Source organism: Amycolatopsis heterodermiae (assembly GCF_034929455.1).
GTDB classification, from domain to species: domain Bacteria; phylum Actinomycetota; class Actinomycetes; order Mycobacteriales; family Pseudonocardiaceae; genus Amycolatopsis; species Amycolatopsis heterodermiae.
Map to the genome: position 1 here is coordinate 44,883 of NZ_JAYFSI010000018.1, position 15,736 is coordinate 60,618.

Sequence of the window (15,736 nt, forward strand, 5' to 3'; positions counted from 1 at the left end):
GAGCGCACGTGATCGCGACCTGACGCCGGTCACCGTCGGGCTACCGAAAGTCAGCCGCGGATCACCGGAACGGCCGTTTTGTGCCGACGTCGAGGGGAGTCTCAAGCTCAACCGGAAGTCGAGACTATTCGGCGCGCTTCCCGTCGGCCATGTTCTTCAGCATCGCGTTGTACGCGTTGAGCTCCTCGTCGCCGGTGAGGTCTTCGCGCCGGTCACGCCGCTTCGCCTCCCGCTCGTCCTGGCGCGCCCACTGCACCAGCAGCGCGATCAGCACCAGCAGCACCGGGACCTCGCCCGCCGCCCACGCGATGCCGCCGCCGAGCCGCTGGTCGGTCAGCAGGTCGGTGACCCACGGCAGGTGCAGCTGGCTGTAGAACGCCTGCCCGATCACGGTCTGCCTGCTCATCAGGATCACGCCGAAGAAGGCGTGGAACGGCATGGCGGCGAACATCATCCCGAGCCGGGCGAGGTACGGGATCCGCCGCGGCGCCGGGTCGACGCCGATCACCGGCCAGTAGAAGACGTAGCCGGCGAGCAGGAAGTGCGCGTTCATCACCAGGTGTGCCCAGTGGTAGTTCAGCGCGTTGTCGAACAGGCCGGAGAAGTAGAGCGCGTAGAACGAGCCGACGAACAGCAGCAGCGCGACGACCGGGTGGGTCAGGAACCGCGACACCGGGGAGTGCACGAACGCGACGAGCCACTCGCGCGGCCCTGGCGGGTCGTCCTTGCCCGCGGCGGGCAGCGCGCGCAGCGCGAGCGTGACCGGGCCGCCGAGCACGAACAGCACCGGCGTCACCATCGACAGCAGCATGTGGCTGCCCATGTGGACGCTGAACATGGCCGGCGAGTAGCGGCCGATGCCCGAGGACGTCGCGATCAGCAGCACGACGCAGCCGGCGATCCAGGCGACGGTGCGGCCGACCGGCCAGGTGTCGCCGCGGCGCAGCAGCCGCCGGACGCCCGCCAGGTACAGCCCGCCGACGACCAGCGCCAGCGTGCCGTAGACCAGGTCGAAGCGGGTGTCGAAGAGCAGCCGCCACAACGTCGGCTCGCCGTCGAGGTTGTAGCCGATCAGCAGCTCGGTCGTGGACGGCTGGGTGATCGCGTCGGCCGGCGGCGGGGTCCTGGCGAGCCCGCTGGCGATGCCGATGGTGACGAACATGATCAGGATCTCGACGGCGGCCAGGCGCATCAGCTGCCCGCCGCCCTTGCCGTCGACGAGGTCCGCGACGCCCTTGCGGCGCTGCTGGTGGCCGAAGACGCCGAGCAGCAGCAGGGCGACCGTCTTGGCGACCACCAGGAGGCCGTAGTCGGTGGTGAACAGGTCGTTCAGGCTGATCCGGACCAGCGCGTTGATCACGCCGGAGATCGCCATCACGATCCAGCAGACCAGCGCCAGCCGCGAGAACCGCTGCGCGGCCAGGCTCAGGTGCGCCCCGCGCCGGTAGCCCAGCGCCAGCAGGGCGATCAGCCCGCCGACCCACAGCGACGCGGCGACCAGGTGGAACAGCAGGCTGTTGGTGGCGACGTCGTGCGAGCCGCCGCTGGCCGAGTGCCCGGTGACGGCGACCGGGACCAGCCCGCCGACGGCCAGGAAGAACAGCACGGCCGTCCAGCCCCACGACAGCGCGAGCCGGCAGCCGAGCGCGACCAGCACGGCGATCAGGGCCGTCCACAGCCACGCCTTGGGCTGCTCGATGGCGCCCACGAGGTCGAGCAGCGTCTGCGGGTCCAGGACGTCGCCGAACGGCTTGCCCGCGGTGTCGGCGGCGGTGAAGGCGACCGAGAGCAGCGCCGCGGCGAACCAGACCCAGGCGGCGATCCCGGCGGCGCGCAGCGCGCCGTACCCCTCGGGGCCGAGCGTGCCGGACTTCTGCGGCGGCACCAGGAACGCCGCCAGCAGCAGCGAGCCGACGCAGATCACGGACGCGGCCTCGGACAGCACGCGCATGACCGTGATGCCGTACTTGGTGACCAGGCCGGGGTCCGGCAGGCCCGCGATGACGTAGCCGGCGCCGCCGGTCAGCGCGATCAGCCCGACGGCGACGACCGCCGCCAGCAGCACGCCGACGGCGAGCAGGGGCAGCACACTGGCCCGGCGCCGCGCGGGCGCGCCGGATTTCGTCACGGGCTCGCTGGACACGTCCCAGAGGGTATGCCCAGCCGCGGTAACACCCGCGTGACGGGCAGGATGGAGGCGTGAAGATGATCCTGCTGCGGCACGCCGAGTCCCTCGGCAACGTCGACGAGCTCGCCTACACGCGGATCCCCGACCACGCGCTGCCGCTGACCGACGCGGGCCGGAAGCAGGCCGTCGCGGTCGCGCCGGAGATCGTCCGGCTGCTCGACGGCGCGCGTCCCGCGGTGTACGTCAGTCCGTACCTGCGCACGCGGGAGACGTTGCGGCTGCTGGACATCCGGGCTTCGTGCGAACGGCTGCTGCAGGAGCCGCGGCTGCGCGAGCAGGACTGGGGCAACCTCCAGGACCCTGCCGACCAGGAGATCCAGAAGGCGCGGCGCAACGAGTTCGGGCACTTCTTCTACCGGCTGCCCTTCGGCGAGTCCGGTGCCGACGTCGACGACCGCGTCGCGGGCTTCCTCTCCGACCTGAAACGGCGCGACGAACATCACCCGGAGACGGTGCTGATCGTCTCCCACGGGCTCACGCTGCGGCTGCTGTGCCGCCGGCTGTTCGGCTGGAGCGTCGAACTCTTCGAATCGCTGTCCAACCCGGGGACCTGCGAATACCGCGTGCTCGAGGAGCACGACGGCAAGTGGACGCTGGACCGGCCGTTCCACCAGTGGCGGGACTCACCCGACGGGGAAACGCAGCTCTAGCGGGGCGCTCAGCACCACACGGGTGCCCTGGCCGGGCGCCGAGTCGATGCGGGCGGTGCCGCCGATCTCGGCCAGCCGCGCGTGGATCGAGTTCTCGATGCCGAACCCGGCGCGGTGGGCGCCGGTGTCGAAGCCCGTGCCGTGATCGCGCACCGACACCGTGACGACGCCTTCGGTTTCTTCGAGGCACAGCACGGCGCGGGGCGTGTTCGCGTGCTTCAAGGTGTTTCGCAGCGCTTCGCGAGCAGCGTCGTGAAGCGCGTTCACGACGCTTTCGGGGACGTCGGTGACCTTCGTGAGCACCACGAGGTCGACCCGCAGCCCCTCCGCCGTCATCTCGACCGTCAGCGCGCCGAGCCGGTGTTCCAGGCCGCCCGGCTCGGCCGGCGCGTCACCTTCGAGGCTCAGCCGCAGGCGCAGGGCGTGCGCGCGGGCGGTGCGGCGGACCTGGTCGAGGCTGGCGCCCGGGTCGCGCAGGTCACCGGGCGAGGGCAGCGCGAGCGCCTCCATCACCTGCAGCACGGTGTCGTGGACGTCGCGGCGGTGCCGTTCGCGTTCGGCGGCCCGGCCCCGCTGCTCGCCCAGCCCGAGCGCGAACCGCATCGACCCGGCGACCAGTACGACGATGGCCAACGACGTCCCCGCGGCGGCGACCAGCGCGAGCAGGATCCAGGTCGCGGGCGCCGACGTGCCCGACAGCGCGGCCATCACGTACCGCAGGAGCACCGCCCCCGCGACCGCCGCCCCACCGGCGAGCGCGCCGCGCAGGAGCGTCCAGATCATGACGGTGCCCATGATGTTCGGCCAGGTCAGCGCCAGCAGGTCGGCGAAGGCCGGGTGCGCCGCGAACAACGCCGCGGCCAGGCTCGTGAAGAGCGTGTACGTGGTGTCGGCGGCCAGCACCCGCCGGATGCCGGTGGTGCGGCGGAAGACCCAAGCGAGCTCGAGGAGGTTCGGCAGCACGTAGACCGCCAGGCCGAACCACAGCACCGGCGTGGCGACCGTGTCCACGGCCCACAGCGCCTGCAGGAACAGCGCCAGCCGGAACACGACCGGGACCAGCACGAGCCGCGGCACGGCGCCCTGGACCAGCGAAAGGCCGGGCGCGAACCGCCCGCTTCCGCCGGCGAGCGCCCCCGCGCCGCCGAGCAGTACAACCCTCACGACGTCCTCCCCGCGACCGAGGCCCCACCTCGATCAGCCGACCTGAAATGAAAACGTCGCCGTATTCATCTCAGTTTAACGACGGGGATCAGCTTGCCCCTCCGGCGACGAACCTGTCAACGCCCGGGCCGTGGCGGAAACCCGGTCGGCGGTACGGATTTCGTGCCGGGGACGGCTACCGGCCGACCATCGCGGCAGCGTCCTCCCGCCGTCGCGACCGGCGGGCGGCCAGCGCGGCGGGCAGGATCAGCGCCGCGACCAGCGCGACGAAGACGAAGGCCATGCCGTAGCCGGCGACCTGCGCGATGCCGCCGATGACCGGCGGGCCGCCGAGGAAACCGGTGTAGGCGACGGCCGAGACGAAGCCGATCTCGCGCTCGCCGCCGGTGCCGTCGCCGCGCTTTCCGGCGTCGCCGGCGAGGCTCAACGCGAGCGGGAACGACGCGGCGAGCCCGGCCCCGGCGAGTGCGAACCCGACGTAGCCGACCGCGGCGACCGGCACGGTGGCCGTCACGAGCAGGCCGATGGCGGCGAGCGCGGAGCCCGCGACGAGGCAGCGCGTCGGGCCAAAGCGGCGTTGCGCCCACGTCCCCGCGAGCCGGGAGAAGGCCATGACCAGCTGGAATCCGGCGAACGCCAGGGCCGCGGCACCCGGGCCGACCCCGCGTTCGGCCGTCATCAGCAACGCGGACCAGTCCGATGACGCGCCCTCCGCGATGGCCGAGCACAGCGCGACCGCGGCCAGCAGCCACAGCACCGGGCGGCGGATCGGCGCCCGGGCCGGTGCCGCTTCCGCCACGTATTCGGGACGGCTGCCGGGAACCGCCCGGACCACGGCCAGCAGCACGAGGACGGCGACGATCGCGGCCACCGTCAGGTGGCGCGCCGGGGACCAGTCGTGGCCGGCGGCGAGGCCCGCGGCCAGCGAACCGGCGAGCGCGCCGAAGCTGAACCCGGCGTGGAACACCGGCATGATCGGCTTGCCCGTACGGCGTTCGACGGCCACGGCGGCGACGTTCATCGCGACGTCGAGCAACCCGACGCTCGCCCCGATCACGAGCAGCGCGCCGGCCAGCAGCGGCACGTTCGGCGCGAAGCCGATCAGCACCAGGGAGACGGCGGCGAGCGTCGTGCTCCCGGCCACGACCGCCCGGGCGCCGGCCCGTTCGACGATCCGGCCGGCGACCGACGCGGCGGCGAGCATGCCGATGCTGGCGCCCAGCAGCGCGAGGCCGAAAACGCCGGGTGAGGCGTGCACGTGGGTGGACAGCGCGGGCGTGCGCGACGCCCAGGAGCCCAGGGCCAGCCCGTTGAGCGCGAACACGGTGAACACCGCGACCCGATCCCGCATCGGTCCCCCTTTCCTTGCCCCAGCGTGACTGAAGCGCTTCAGAAAGTCCACCGGATTCCGGCTAGACTGCGCCGATGACCAGCACCCGGCGGCGGCGTCCGACCCTGGACGACGTCGCCGAGGCCGTCGGGGTCTCCCGGGCCACGGTGTCGAACGCCTACAACCGGCCCGACCAGCTGTCCGCCCCGCTGCGGGAGCAAGTGCTGCGGGCGGCGAAGGAGCTGGGCTACGCGGGGCCGAACCCGACCGCGCGGAGCCTCGCGACCAGCCGGACCGGGGCGATCGCGGTGTTGCTGGACACGTCGCTGTCGACGGCGTTCTCGGACCCGGCGCTGTCGGTGACGCTGGACGCGCTCGCGCGGGCCGTCGACCCGGGTGGCCACGCCCTGCTGCTCCTGCCCGGCGGCGATCCCCGCGGCGGCCCGCCCGCGGAGCGCGTGCTGGCCGCGCAGGCCGACATCGCGGTGGCGTATTCCCTGGCCGACGGCACCCCGGCCCTGGACGCGGTGCACGAGCGCGGCCTGCCACTGGTGGTGATCGACCAGCCACTGCTGCCGGGCACGTCCCGCATCGGCTGCCAGGACCGCCAGGGCGCGGCGCTGGCCGCACGGCACCTGCTGGAGCTGGGGCACCGGCGTTTCGGCATCTTCGCCGCGGCGAGCCGGGTTATGCCAGGTGGGGGGTCGCTGACGGCTGAGCAGGGGGCGGCTGCCGCTTTTCGCGATACTCGGGAGCGGTTGGCGGGGTATTTGGAGGTGCTCACGCCTTTCGCTGGTGCGGGTGGTTCGAGCGCGGCGGGTTTGGTGGGCGGCAACCCGGGTGGCGCGACGGGCTTGATCAGCAGCAGCGCAAGTGGCACGGAGAGCGGCACAGCGGGCTCAGCGGGCGGCAACCCGAGCGACGCGACGGGCTTGATCAGCAGCAGCGCAGGCGGCACGGAGAGCGGCACAGCGGACTTGGCGAGCGGCAACCCGGATGGCGCGATGGGCTTGGTCAGCAGCAGCGCAAGTGGCGCGGAGAGCAGCGCGATGGGTTCAGTGGGCGGTGACCCGAGCGGCGCTGGGAGCGGCGTGGCGTCCGGCGTGGCCGGCCCGAGTCCTCTGGCAGGCGCGGCCGACGTGGTCATCGAAGAGGCGGCCGGGTTGAGCGCCGAGAGCGCGATGACCGGCGCGTTCGCGCTGCTCGGACGGACCCCGCGCCCGACGGCGCTGCTGTGCATGTCCGACCAGCTCGCCCTGGCCGCGATCGCCGTGGCGCGGCAGCTGGGGATCCGCGTGCCGGAGGAGCTGTCGGTGGTGGGCTTCGACGACACCTCCGTCGCCGGCTGGTCGGAGCCGCCGCTGACCACGGTGCGGCAGGACCTCGCGGCCAAGGGCCGGATCGCCGGGGAACTGGTGCTGCACCTGCTGGCGGGGACATCCCCGGCCGCGCCGGACGAGGTGCCGGTGGAGCTGGTGGTGCGCGCCAGCACGGCCCGCGCGTAGCACCACCGCGTCCCGCGGACAAGACCGTTCGCGGATCTGTGGACAACCATTCCCCGCCCCGGCAGTTGTCCACAGAATCGAAATTGCGGGCTGACAACTCCCCCGCTGCCCGCCAATCTGGAATCACACATTCACCGCGGCCCGCGAAAGCCGCGACTTCCGGAGGGGAAACCACCATGTCCGCACGCCGTATCCGTGCCCGTCTGCCGCACCTGCTCGTCCTGGCCGTGTTCGGCCTGCTGACCAGCGCCGGAGCCGCCCAAGCCGCACCCGCACAGGCGGATCCGGCCTGCCAGAAGGGTGAATTCTGCCTGTGGTCGGCGGACGACTACAGCGGCGAGACGCAGCACTTCGACCTGCGAAACTCGAATCCCGGGGAGTGCATTCCGCTACCCGAAGGATTCGACGGATCGTCGTTCGCGAATCTGATGAGCCGCGACGTCACGGTCTACCAGAGTGAGGAATGCGCGACCGAGGGAGATTTCATCACCTACCCGGGTGGTGGCACGTTCGTGCCGAAGGGCCCGTTCGTGGTCCGCGCGATCCAGATCTGGGAGTGACCCCCTGATCCGGGCCCGGCCGGCCACCTGCTCCCAGGAACGAGCCGGCTCGCACGGCGGCAGCCGGGCCCGACCGGGGCCGCTCACCCCCGAAGCGGCCCCACCCCGTGGGCGCGCCTCTGCGGCGTGGCGCGCCCACGGGGCCACCACGGCACGCGCAGGCAGTGGCGCCGCCCGTGGACCTCGTGACGCGGAAAGGCCGCCGACCGGCGGCTGAAGCACCCGCCCGGCACCGTTCACGGACCGCGCGACACGGCAACCGGTCCCCGGGGCACCAGGCCCCATCGGAGACCGTGCGCAACCTCGCAACACAGCAACCGGCCCCTGCAGCACCAGACCCCGCCGGAAGCCGTGCACGACCTCGCGACACGGCAACCGGTCCCAAGCAGCACTAGGCCCCGCCGGAGACCGTGCACGACCTCGCAACACCGCAACCGGCCCCCAGCAGCACCAGGCCCCGCCGGAGGCCGTGCGCGGACCTCGCGACACGGCAAGCCGTCGCCTGCTGCACCAGGACCTGCCTGACACCGCTCGTGACCCACCCGCCACAGCAAGCCGCCGATCGGCGTCAGCCGATCGCGCGCTAAAGGCCGGGCCGCGAAACCACCTGGTCGGCGGACCTTGATCAGCACCGATCCGCCCCACCGCCACCGAAAGGACCCCGCGCATGCCCAGCCGGAGCCGCTCGCCCACCTCGTGCCCGCGTCACCTGGAGCGCCACTGACAGCGCCCGAGTGACCACCCACAGCACCGAAAGGTCTGCACCACCTCACCCGCGCGGGTTCACCCACCCGCACCACACCTGGGCGCAACGGCTTCGTGACCTGGCTTCGGAATTCCGTCGAACGAGACCTGAAACGATTCGCCGGTGTCGAACGATCGAGAGGATGGCGACGACTAAGCTGCCGGTGCCGGGCGACCGGCATCGACCGGCAGCAGCCGTCGGCGCGGGCCCTCGTAGCTCAGCTGGATAGAGCAAGAGCCTTCTAATCTCTAGGTCGCAGGTTCGAGTCCTGCCGGGGGCGCCACCAGGGAAGACGCCGTGCGCGGGCTGCGCACGGCGCCACCCTGGCCAGCTGTGTGAGGCAAGTGCGGCAGGCGCCCGCGCGCCCAAAGTGGACTCCGGACGTTCGTTGCCCGCAAAACGGCGAAGAGTCCGGACGGCCGCTGGGGTCAGCGGCCGACCGGCCCAACCGGTGCTTCCGAGTTCCCCTTGAGACAAGCTCGTTATCTTGTCGCGCCTGCGATCGCTCGATCACGTCGAGCGACGTCCGAGGCCGTCCGCCCGCCGACACGCCGACCCGATCCGGCGATGCACCGTGAAGGACATCACGATGGAACACCACGAACCCGCACCACGGCACCGCCGGCGCCGGAGCAACCGGGCGGTGCGCGCCGCTCTGGACGAGGCTCGCGCGGCCGGGCTGGTGCAGCGGCACCTGCTGAAGCTGCACCACCTCGCCGCGCAGTCGCGAAGGTGCCCCGCCGGGCCGCCGGACGCCGACGAACGGGAGGCCGCGTGACCGGAGTTCCTCAGTGGACGAACCCCGCCGGGTGACGCGACGCTCCACGATGGACCGTCGCTCAGGCCGCGCGCAGCCCGGCGTCCGTCGCGGTCCCCACCGCGCGATCCGAAAGGAGTCCCCTGTCGTGCAACCAGCGCACCGTGTCGGCGAACGTCTCCGTCACCGGACGGCTCGGGCGCCCGCTCGCCTTTTCGTCCACCCTGGCCGCGCACGCGCACGTGTAGATCGCGCCGTACTCGGCCGGGATGTGCCACGGCCAGGCCCGTTGCACGAGGCCCATGACCGCGCCGAGCGGGAGCATCGCCCGCGCGGGCAGGAAGGCCGCCGGCAGGGCGCGGCCGGTGACCTCGCGCAACGTCGCCACGAACTCGCGGGTGCTCAGGTAGTGGCCGGGGCCGAAATGGCGGTTGCCCGCCGGGCCCGCGCCGCCGATGAGGGCAGCGTGCAGGGCCGCGGTGTCGCGGACGTCGCCGATCGGGAGGCCGCCCGACGGCCACACCGGCATCAGGCCGCGCAACGTGTTGCGCAGGCGCGTGACCTGGTCGCCCAGCTTGGGGTCGTGCGGGCCGAGGAGGGCGGGCGGGTAGGTGATCGTCACCGGCATCCCGGCGGCCTGGTGCGAGCGGGCGAGGGTCTCGGCTTCGGCCTTCGCCGCGAGGTACGTCTCGCGGGGGCGGCCGACCGGCGAGTCCGGGCCGAGCACCCGGCCCGCGGCGGGCAGCAACGCGCCGAAGCTGGACACGTACACGACCCGGCCGGTGCCGGTGCGGCGCGCGGCGTCGAGCACCCTCGCGGTGCCGGCGACGTTCGTCCGGGCCATCTCGCGGTGGGCGCGGCTGTCGAAAGAGTAGACCGAGGCGGCGTGCAGGATCGCGTCGGCGCCGCGCACCAGGCGGTCCACGCTGAACTGGTCGAGCACGTTCCCCGTGACGACGTCCACCGCGGCGGTGTCGGCACCCAGCGGCGCGAGGGCACGCTCCACAGTGGACTCGTCGCGGACCAGCAGCCGGACGCGGTGGCCCGCCCGGAGCACGGCGGCGACCGAGTGCGCGCCGACGAACCCGGTGCCACCGGTGACACTGACCAACATCGAACCTCCAGGTACGAGAAAAGGGGCCGCTGCCCGTGGCACGGACAACGGCCCCTTGTTCCGGGACTAGATGTAGAGCGTGTTGGGCTCGAGGCCGCACAGGACCCGGCCGTAGAGCTCGAAGTTCGTGTTCGGGTGCATCAGCGCGTGCTGGTTGACCGCCTGGATGTCACGGTTGATGCGCTGGATCGGGATCCCGTTGTAGATCGAGGTGCCGCCGCTGGCGGACGCCAGGATGTCGATCGCGTCCTTGGCGAGCTTGATGACCGCGCCGACGTCGGCGCGGGTCTGGGCGCGCTCCTCGAGCTTCCACTCGGTGCCCTCTTCGCACTTGCGGTCCACCAGGTTCGACGCGCGCCAGGCGTGGAACTCGGCTTCGTCGATCTTCATCGCCGCCTCGGCCACCTGGAAGTGGGTGATCGGCGCCTCGCGCTGGCTCTCGTAGTTCGTGTAGGTGATCTTGCGGCCGGGGAGGCGGTCCAGGAAGACGTCCTTGGCGCCCTTGGCCATGCCCACGATGGTGCCCGTCGACGACGCGGCGGCGACCGGCAGCAGCGGCGCGCGGTAGATCGTGGAGTTGGCGTTGCGCTTGGAGGCGGTCTGGCCGGACAGCACCACCGGCAGGGGCAGCACGCGCTCCTGCGGGATGAACAGGTCCTTCGCCACGGTGCTGACGCTGCCCGTGCCGCGCAGGCCCGTGGTGTCCCAGTCGTCGATGACGAGCAGGTCCGACAACGGAACCAGGGCCATCACCGGGTACGGCTCGCCCTCCGGCGGGATCAGGATCGCGATGATCTCCTGCCACTGCGCGTGGAGGGCGCCGCTGATGAAGCCCCACTTGCCGTTGACGACGATGCCGCCCTCGGTCGGGGTGGCCATCGCGGACGGGCTCAGCGTGCCGCAGATCCGCGTGTCCTCGGTGGCGAAGACCTCTTCCTGCACCTCGTCCGGGAACTGGCAGGCCATCCAGGTCGGGATCCAGTACACGGAGGCGACCCAGGAGGTGGAGCCGCAGCCCTGGCCGAGCGCCGAGCCGACCTCGGTGAGCGTGCGGGTGTCCGCTTCGTAGCCGCCGAAGTGCTTGGGGCGCCGCAACTTGAACACACCGGCGTCGGCCAGCGCCTCGATCGCCTCGTCGTGCAGCCTGCGGTTCTGCGCGGCCCACGGCGCGTGCTTGCGCAGCAGCGGGATCAGGTCCGTCGCCTTGCGCACGAGTTCTTCGCGCGTCGGGATCGTGGTGGCCAAGATATCCTCCAAAGAGAAGGGGCGTGAGACGAACACCTAGTCGCGCAAGGCTGGGCCGGCGTCCACGGATATTCCGGGTTCGAGAATGCTCCGCCCGGCCGGATGTCGCGTCTCCTGGCTTGCGATCGGCACTCAGCATTCCCAAGGATGTCAGCGCTCGGACACCGGTGTGATCCTCGAGGTCGAGCCACGTCGCCGAAGGGATGACAGGACATGACTGCCGCCAGGAGTCTGCCAGCAGACGGCCACCCGTCCCCGCCCGAACCCGGGCTGACGGCGGACGAGGTCGTGGCCCGCGCGGAGCGCATCGCCGCCGGGCTCGTCGACCGGCAACAGGAAACCGAAGAGCGCGGGTACTACGGCCTGGAGACGCACAACGAGCTCCTCAACGCGGGCTTCTACCGGCTGCTCGTGCCGCGGCGTTACGGCGGCTACGAGTTCGGCCTCGACACCTACCTGCGGGTCGTGACCGCGCTCGCCGCCGGATGTCCGTCCACTGCGTGGATGTACACCTTCGGCGCCTCGCACGCCCACGTCGCCGCGAGCCTGTTCGGCGAAGCCGCGCAGGACGAGCTGTTCGCGGGTGGCGACTTCATCTGCCCGGCGACGGTCGGGCCGGTCGGGTTCGCCGAGCGGGCCGAGGACGGCGGCTGGATCGTCGACGGCGTCCACCGGTACAGCTCGGGCTCGCCCTACGCCACCCACTTCATCGGCCACACGCTCGTGGCCGGCGGGGAAGGCGAACCGCCCGCGCCGATGTTGTTCGTCGTGCCCCGCGACCAGTGGGAGCGGCTCGACGACTGGGGTGCGCAGCTCGGGCTGAAGGGCAGCGGCTCGCACAGCGTCAAGATCGACCACGCGCACATCCCGGCGCACTTCGCCCTGCCCGGCACGCACATGGGCGTGACGTCCGTCGTCGAGGGCACGCCCGGGTTCGCGCTGCACGGCAACCCGCTGTACGGCGGCGGCGTGCTCAGCATGATCCAGTTCCAGGTCGGCGCACTGGCGGTCGGCATGGCCAGCGGTGCGCTGGAGGCCTACGGCCGGCTGATGCTCGACCGCACGACGATCTACCCGCCGATCGTCCCGCGCGCCGAGGACCCGGACTTCCAGCTCCACTACGGCGAAGCCGCCGGGCGCATCGCCGCCGCGCGCGCCGCTTTGACCGACGCGGTGCGGCAGTGGCACGAGACGGCCGAGCGCGGATCGGCGGCCTTCACCCGTGAGGTCGACCTGAAGCTGTCGTTGATCAGCAGCGAGGCCCTCCGGCTGGCCTGGAGCGCCGTGGCCGACCACCTGTTCCCGACCGCCGGGTCGAGCGCGGTGCGGACGGGCGAGCGCATCGAGCGGATCTGGCGCGACATGTCCACTTTGCACAGTCACGGCGGGGTGAGCGTCTTCCTGGCCAAGCTCGCCGGCCGCGAGCTGGCCGCCGAGGTCTTCGGCTTGGCGCACCCATGAGCGAACCGACGGGCGAGACCACGCGACCGCTGACCGGGACCGAGTACATCGAAAGCCTGCGTGACGACCGGGAAATCTACCTCTACGGCGAGCGCGTCAAGGACGTCACCGAGCACCCGGCGTTCCGCAACCCGGTGCGGATGACCGCGCGGCTCTACGACGCGCTGCACGACCCCGAGCACCGCGACGTGCTCACCACGGCCACCGACGCCGGCGGGCCCGGCGGCTACACCCACCGCTTCTACACCACCCCGCACAGCGCCGAGGACCTCGTCGCCGACCAGCGGGCGATCGCGGCGTGGGCGCGGATGAGCTACGGCTGGATGGGCCGCAGCCCGGACTACAAGGCGTCGTTCCTCGGCACGCTCGGGGCGAACGCCGACTTCTACAGCCCGTTCGCCGCCAACGCGCGGCGCTGGTACAAGGAGTCGCAGGAGAAGGTCCTGTACTGGAACCACGCGATCGTGCACCCGCCGGTGGACCGCGACCGGCCGCCGGACGAGGTCTCCGACGTGTTCGTCCACGTCGAGCGCGAGACCGACAACGGGCTGATCGTGTCCGGCGCCAAGGTCGTGGCGACCGGGTCCGCGCTGACGCACTACAACTTCATCGCCCACTACGGGCTGCCCATCAAGGACCGCAAGTTCGCCCTCGTCGCCACGGTGCCGATGGACGCCCGCGGGATGAAGCTGATCTGCCGCCAGTCCTACACGGCCGCGTCCGCGCTGACGGGCAGCCCGTTCGACTACCCGCTCTCCTCGCGCCTGGACGAGAACGACACCATCCTGATCCTGGACAAGGTGCTCATCCCGTGGGAGAACGTGTTCATCTACGGTGACGTCGCCAAGGTCGGCATGTTCACCGGGCACTCCGGGTTCGTCGAGCGGTTCACCTTCCACGGCTGCACCCGGCTCGCGGTGAAGTTCGAGTTCCTCGCCGGCCTGCTGGCCAAGGCGCTGGACATCACCGGGACGAGCGACTTCCGCGGGGTGCAGGCCCGCCTGGGCGAGGTGCTCGCCTGGCGCAACCTGTTCTGGGGCCTGTCCGACGCGGCGGCGCGCAACCCGGTGCCCTGGCGCAACGGCTCGGTGCTGCCCAACCCGAACTACGGCATGGCCTACCGCTGGTTCTCCCAGCTCGGCTACGCGCGGATGCGCGAGATCGTCATGCAGGACGTCGCGAGCGGGCTGATCTACCTGAACTCCAGCGCGAAGGACTTCCAGAACCCGGACGTCCGGCCCTACCTTGACAAGTACCTGCGCGGCTCGCACGGCGTCGACTCCGTCGAGCGGGTGAAGGTCATGAAGCTCCTGTGGGACGCGGTCGGCACCGAGTTCGGCGGCCGGCACGACCTCTACGAGCGCAACTACGGCGGCAACCACGAGAACACCCGGCTGGAGCTGCTGTTCGGGCAGATGGGCGACGGACAGCTCGACAGCCACAAGGAACTCGTCGACCGCTGCCTCGCCGAATACGACCTGGACGGCTGGCAGGTGCCCGACCTCGCTTCGTTCGGGCAGCTCGGCGAAATGGGCCGTGACCTCCTCAGCTGAGCACCTCCTCGACACCCACGTCGCCGACAAGGGGCGAGCCCGGAAGGAAAGACCAGAATGAGCGGTTCGGAAACGGCGCCCCCCGGCGCCCCGTTGAGCACCAACCAGCAGTTCCTCCTGATGTTCGACAAGGGTCCGGACCAGGGCGTGTTCGGCCCCCGGCACATCGTCGGCGGCGGCTGGCGGATCGAGGGCACCGTCGACACCGAGGCCCTGCGCGGGGCGCTGCACGACCTCGTCGTCCGGCACGAGGTGCTGCGCACGACGATCGGCCGGGACGGCGAAGCGCCGTACCAGCTGGTGCACCCGCCCGAGACGCCGGTGCTCGAGGAGCACGAGCTCGCCGACCCCGGCCCGGGCGCCGCCCGCGACACCGTCGCGCACGAGTTCCTCAACCGGATCGAGGCCGGCTCCTGCCCCGCCACCGAGCAGCCCCTGATCCGGGCCGCGCTCGGCCGGTTCGACGACCAGGACTCCGTGCTCGTCGTGAACACCCACCACACGGTGAGCGACGGCTGGTCGATGCAGATCATCATCCGCGACCTGCTGCAGTTCTACGCGGCGCGCCGCGGCTTCGGCGAGCCGGAGCTCCCCGAGTTCGCGCAGTACGGCGAGTACGCGACGTGGCAGCAGGAGTACCTGGCCGGTGCCGCCGTCGCCTCGGCGCGCGAGTACTGGGCGAACAACATCGGCGACGCCTCGTTCTCGGGGCTCCCGACCGACCGGACGCGCACCGACGCCACCGGCGTGTACTCGGTGCACCGGTTCCTGATCGACCGCGAGGTGACGTCGGCGGTGCAGCTCGCCGCCAAGCAGCTGCGCAGCTCGCCGTTCATGGTCTGCTTCGCCGCGTTCACCCTGCTGTCGCACAAGATCACCGGGGAAACCGACCTGACGCTGGCGACCATCACGTCGGGCCGCAACAACCCCGCCTTCAACGAGACGGTCGGCGCCTTCTTCAACTTCCTGCCGCTGCGCACGGATCTCTCGGCCTGCAGGACGTTCCGCGAGCTGCTCACCAGCACGCGCAACACCTGCCTCGGGATGTACTCCCAGGAGATCCCGTTCGGCGAGATCGTCGGCGTGGCGCCGTCGGTCATCGCCCCGTTCGCCGACCCGACCTGCGCGGTGCAGGCGTTCGAGATCTTCCAGTTCCCGGTCGGCGCCGACGGCAACCCCGTCGGTGACCTCAAGGTTTCGCAGCTGCGCCGCCGGCTGCTGGACGAGGCGAACACCGCCGACATCCCCGACGGCGTGCTGTGGGCCCTCGACGTCCACCCCGACGGCGAGATCATCGGCAGCATCCGCTTCAACAGCAACGACTTCGACGCCGCAACGCTGAAAGGCCTGGCCGCCGACTACACCCGGCTGCTGCGCATCGCGCTCGCGAACGTCGACGCGCCGCTCGAGACCGTGCTAACCACGGAGTGACCCGAAGCAAAAGGATCCCGCCCGGCGAAGTCG

12 protein-coding genes and 1 tRNA gene are annotated in these 15,736 nt (G+C 71.6%); 8 read left to right on the plus strand and 5 right to left on the minus strand.

What is annotated here, in order from left to right; translation table 11 throughout:
* Positions 1-124: 124 nt before the first annotated feature.
* The gene (locus tag VA596_RS45745; protein ID WP_323336481.1) at positions 125-2,143 is read right to left on the minus strand and encodes a cytochrome c oxidase assembly protein; all 2,019 of its coding nucleotides are present in this window, start codon (positions 2,141-2,143) and stop codon (positions 125-127) included.
* Positions 2,144-2,199: 56 nt separating this feature from the next.
* Between VA596_RS45745 and VA596_RS45750 the strand changes: the two genes are divergently transcribed.
* Positions 2,200-2,838 carry a histidine phosphatase family protein gene (locus tag VA596_RS45750; RefSeq protein ID WP_323336483.1) on the plus strand — a complete coding sequence of 213 codons (639 nt, stop codon included), beginning with the start codon at positions 2,200-2,202 and terminating at the stop codon, positions 2,836-2,838.
* On the opposite strand, the gene VA596_RS45755 is transcribed toward VA596_RS45750, so the two are convergent.
* Both VA596_RS45755 and VA596_RS45760 read right to left on the minus strand, forming a co-directional pair.
* Positions 2,812-4,002 (minus strand): sensor histidine kinase, encoded by a 1,191-nt coding sequence (locus VA596_RS45755; RefSeq protein ID WP_323336484.1) that lies wholly within the window; start codon positions 4,000-4,002, stop codon positions 2,812-2,814. The two genes, VA596_RS45750 and VA596_RS45755, sit on opposite strands and share 27 nt — an antisense overlap.
* Before the next feature lie 175 nt (positions 4,003-4,177).
* Positions 4,178-5,353, minus strand: a complete 1,176-nt coding sequence (locus tag VA596_RS45760; RefSeq protein WP_323336486.1) for an MFS transporter — start codon at positions 5,351-5,353, stop codon at positions 4,178-4,180.
* A gap of 74 nt (positions 5,354-5,427) precedes the next feature.
* Here VA596_RS45760 and VA596_RS45765 point away from each other — a divergent pair, with 74 nt between their 5' ends.
* From VA596_RS45765 to VA596_RS45780, 4 genes are all read left to right on the plus strand, one after another.
* Complete coding sequence (locus tag VA596_RS45765; protein ID WP_323336487.1) at positions 5,428-6,837, plus strand: LacI family DNA-binding transcriptional regulator; 1,410 nt, start codon at positions 5,428-5,430, stop codon at positions 6,835-6,837.
* Positions 6,838-7,013: 176 nt separating this feature from the next.
* Positions 7,014-7,397, plus strand: a complete 384-nt coding sequence (locus VA596_RS45770) for a peptidase inhibitor family I36 protein (protein ID WP_323336489.1) — start codon at positions 7,014-7,016, stop codon at positions 7,395-7,397.
* Between the two features lie 951 nt (positions 7,398-8,348).
* A tRNA-Arg gene (locus tag VA596_RS45775) sits at positions 8,349-8,425 on the plus strand.
* Between the two features lie 306 nt (positions 8,426-8,731).
* Positions 8,732-8,920, plus strand: coding sequence for a hypothetical protein (locus tag VA596_RS45780; protein WP_323336491.1), 189 nt, complete (start codon positions 8,732-8,734; stop codon positions 8,918-8,920).
* A 61-nt stretch (positions 8,921-8,981) separates the two neighbouring features.
* Here VA596_RS45780 and VA596_RS45785 read toward each other — a convergent pair whose 3' ends face one another.
* Together VA596_RS45785 and VA596_RS45790 are read right to left on the minus strand one after the other, a co-directional pair.
* Positions 8,982-10,013: an NAD-dependent epimerase/dehydratase family protein gene (locus VA596_RS45785; RefSeq protein ID WP_323336492.1), complete on the minus strand. Its 1,032-nt coding sequence runs from the start codon at positions 10,011-10,013 to the stop codon at positions 8,982-8,984.
* Positions 10,014-10,079: 66 nt separating this feature from the next.
* Complete coding sequence (locus VA596_RS45790) at positions 10,080-11,258, minus strand: acyl-CoA dehydrogenase family protein (RefSeq protein ID WP_410171986.1); 1,179 nt, start codon at positions 11,256-11,258, stop codon at positions 10,080-10,082.
* A 213-nt stretch (positions 11,259-11,471) separates the two neighbouring features.
* Here VA596_RS45790 and VA596_RS45795 point away from each other — a divergent pair, with 213 nt between their 5' ends.
* Genes VA596_RS45795 through VA596_RS45805 form a run of 3 tightly spaced genes read left to right on the plus strand, consistent with a single transcriptional unit; the run spans position 11,472 to position 15,703 of the window.
* Complete coding sequence (locus VA596_RS45795; protein WP_323336494.1) at positions 11,472-12,719, plus strand: acyl-CoA dehydrogenase family protein; 1,248 nt, start codon at positions 11,472-11,474, stop codon at positions 12,717-12,719.
* On the plus strand, positions 12,716-14,272 hold the full coding sequence (locus VA596_RS45800) for a 4-hydroxyphenylacetate 3-hydroxylase family protein (protein ID WP_323336496.1): 1,557 nt from the start codon (positions 12,716-12,718) through the stop codon (positions 14,270-14,272). Before VA596_RS45795 ends, VA596_RS45800 begins: the two co-directional genes overlap by 4 nt.
* Before the next feature lie 57 nt (positions 14,273-14,329).
* Positions 14,330-15,703, plus strand: a complete 1,374-nt coding sequence (locus tag VA596_RS45805; protein ID WP_323336498.1) for a condensation domain-containing protein — start codon at positions 14,330-14,332, stop codon at positions 15,701-15,703.
* The last annotated feature ends 33 nt before the right edge of the window (positions 15,704-15,736 follow it).

Coding starts and splice junctions, on each gene's coding strand:
- VA596_RS45765 (WP_323336487.1), top strand. CDS start 5,428: ATGACCAGCACCCGGCGGCGGCGTCCGACCCTGGACGACGTCGCCGAG.
- VA596_RS45770 (WP_323336489.1), top strand. CDS start 7,014: ATGTCCGCACGCCGTATCCGTGCCCGTCTGCCGCACCTGCTCGTCCTG.
- VA596_RS45805 (WP_323336498.1), top strand. CDS start 14,330: ATGAGCGGTTCGGAAACGGCGCCCCCCGGCGCCCCGTTGAGCACCAAC.
- VA596_RS45780 (WP_323336491.1), top strand. CDS start 8,732: ATGGAACACCACGAACCCGCACCACGGCACCGCCGGCGCCGGAGCAAC.
- VA596_RS45785 (WP_323336492.1), bottom strand. CDS start 10,013: ATGTTGGTCAGTGTCACCGGTGGCACCGGGTTCGTCGGCGCGCACTCG.
- VA596_RS45795 (WP_323336494.1), top strand. CDS start 11,472: ATGACTGCCGCCAGGAGTCTGCCAGCAGACGGCCACCCGTCCCCGCCC.
- VA596_RS45760 (WP_323336486.1), bottom strand. CDS start 5,353: ATGCGGGATCGGGTCGCGGTGTTCACCGTGTTCGCGCTCAACGGGCTG.
- VA596_RS45800 (WP_323336496.1), top strand. CDS start 12,716: ATGAGCGAACCGACGGGCGAGACCACGCGACCGCTGACCGGGACCGAG.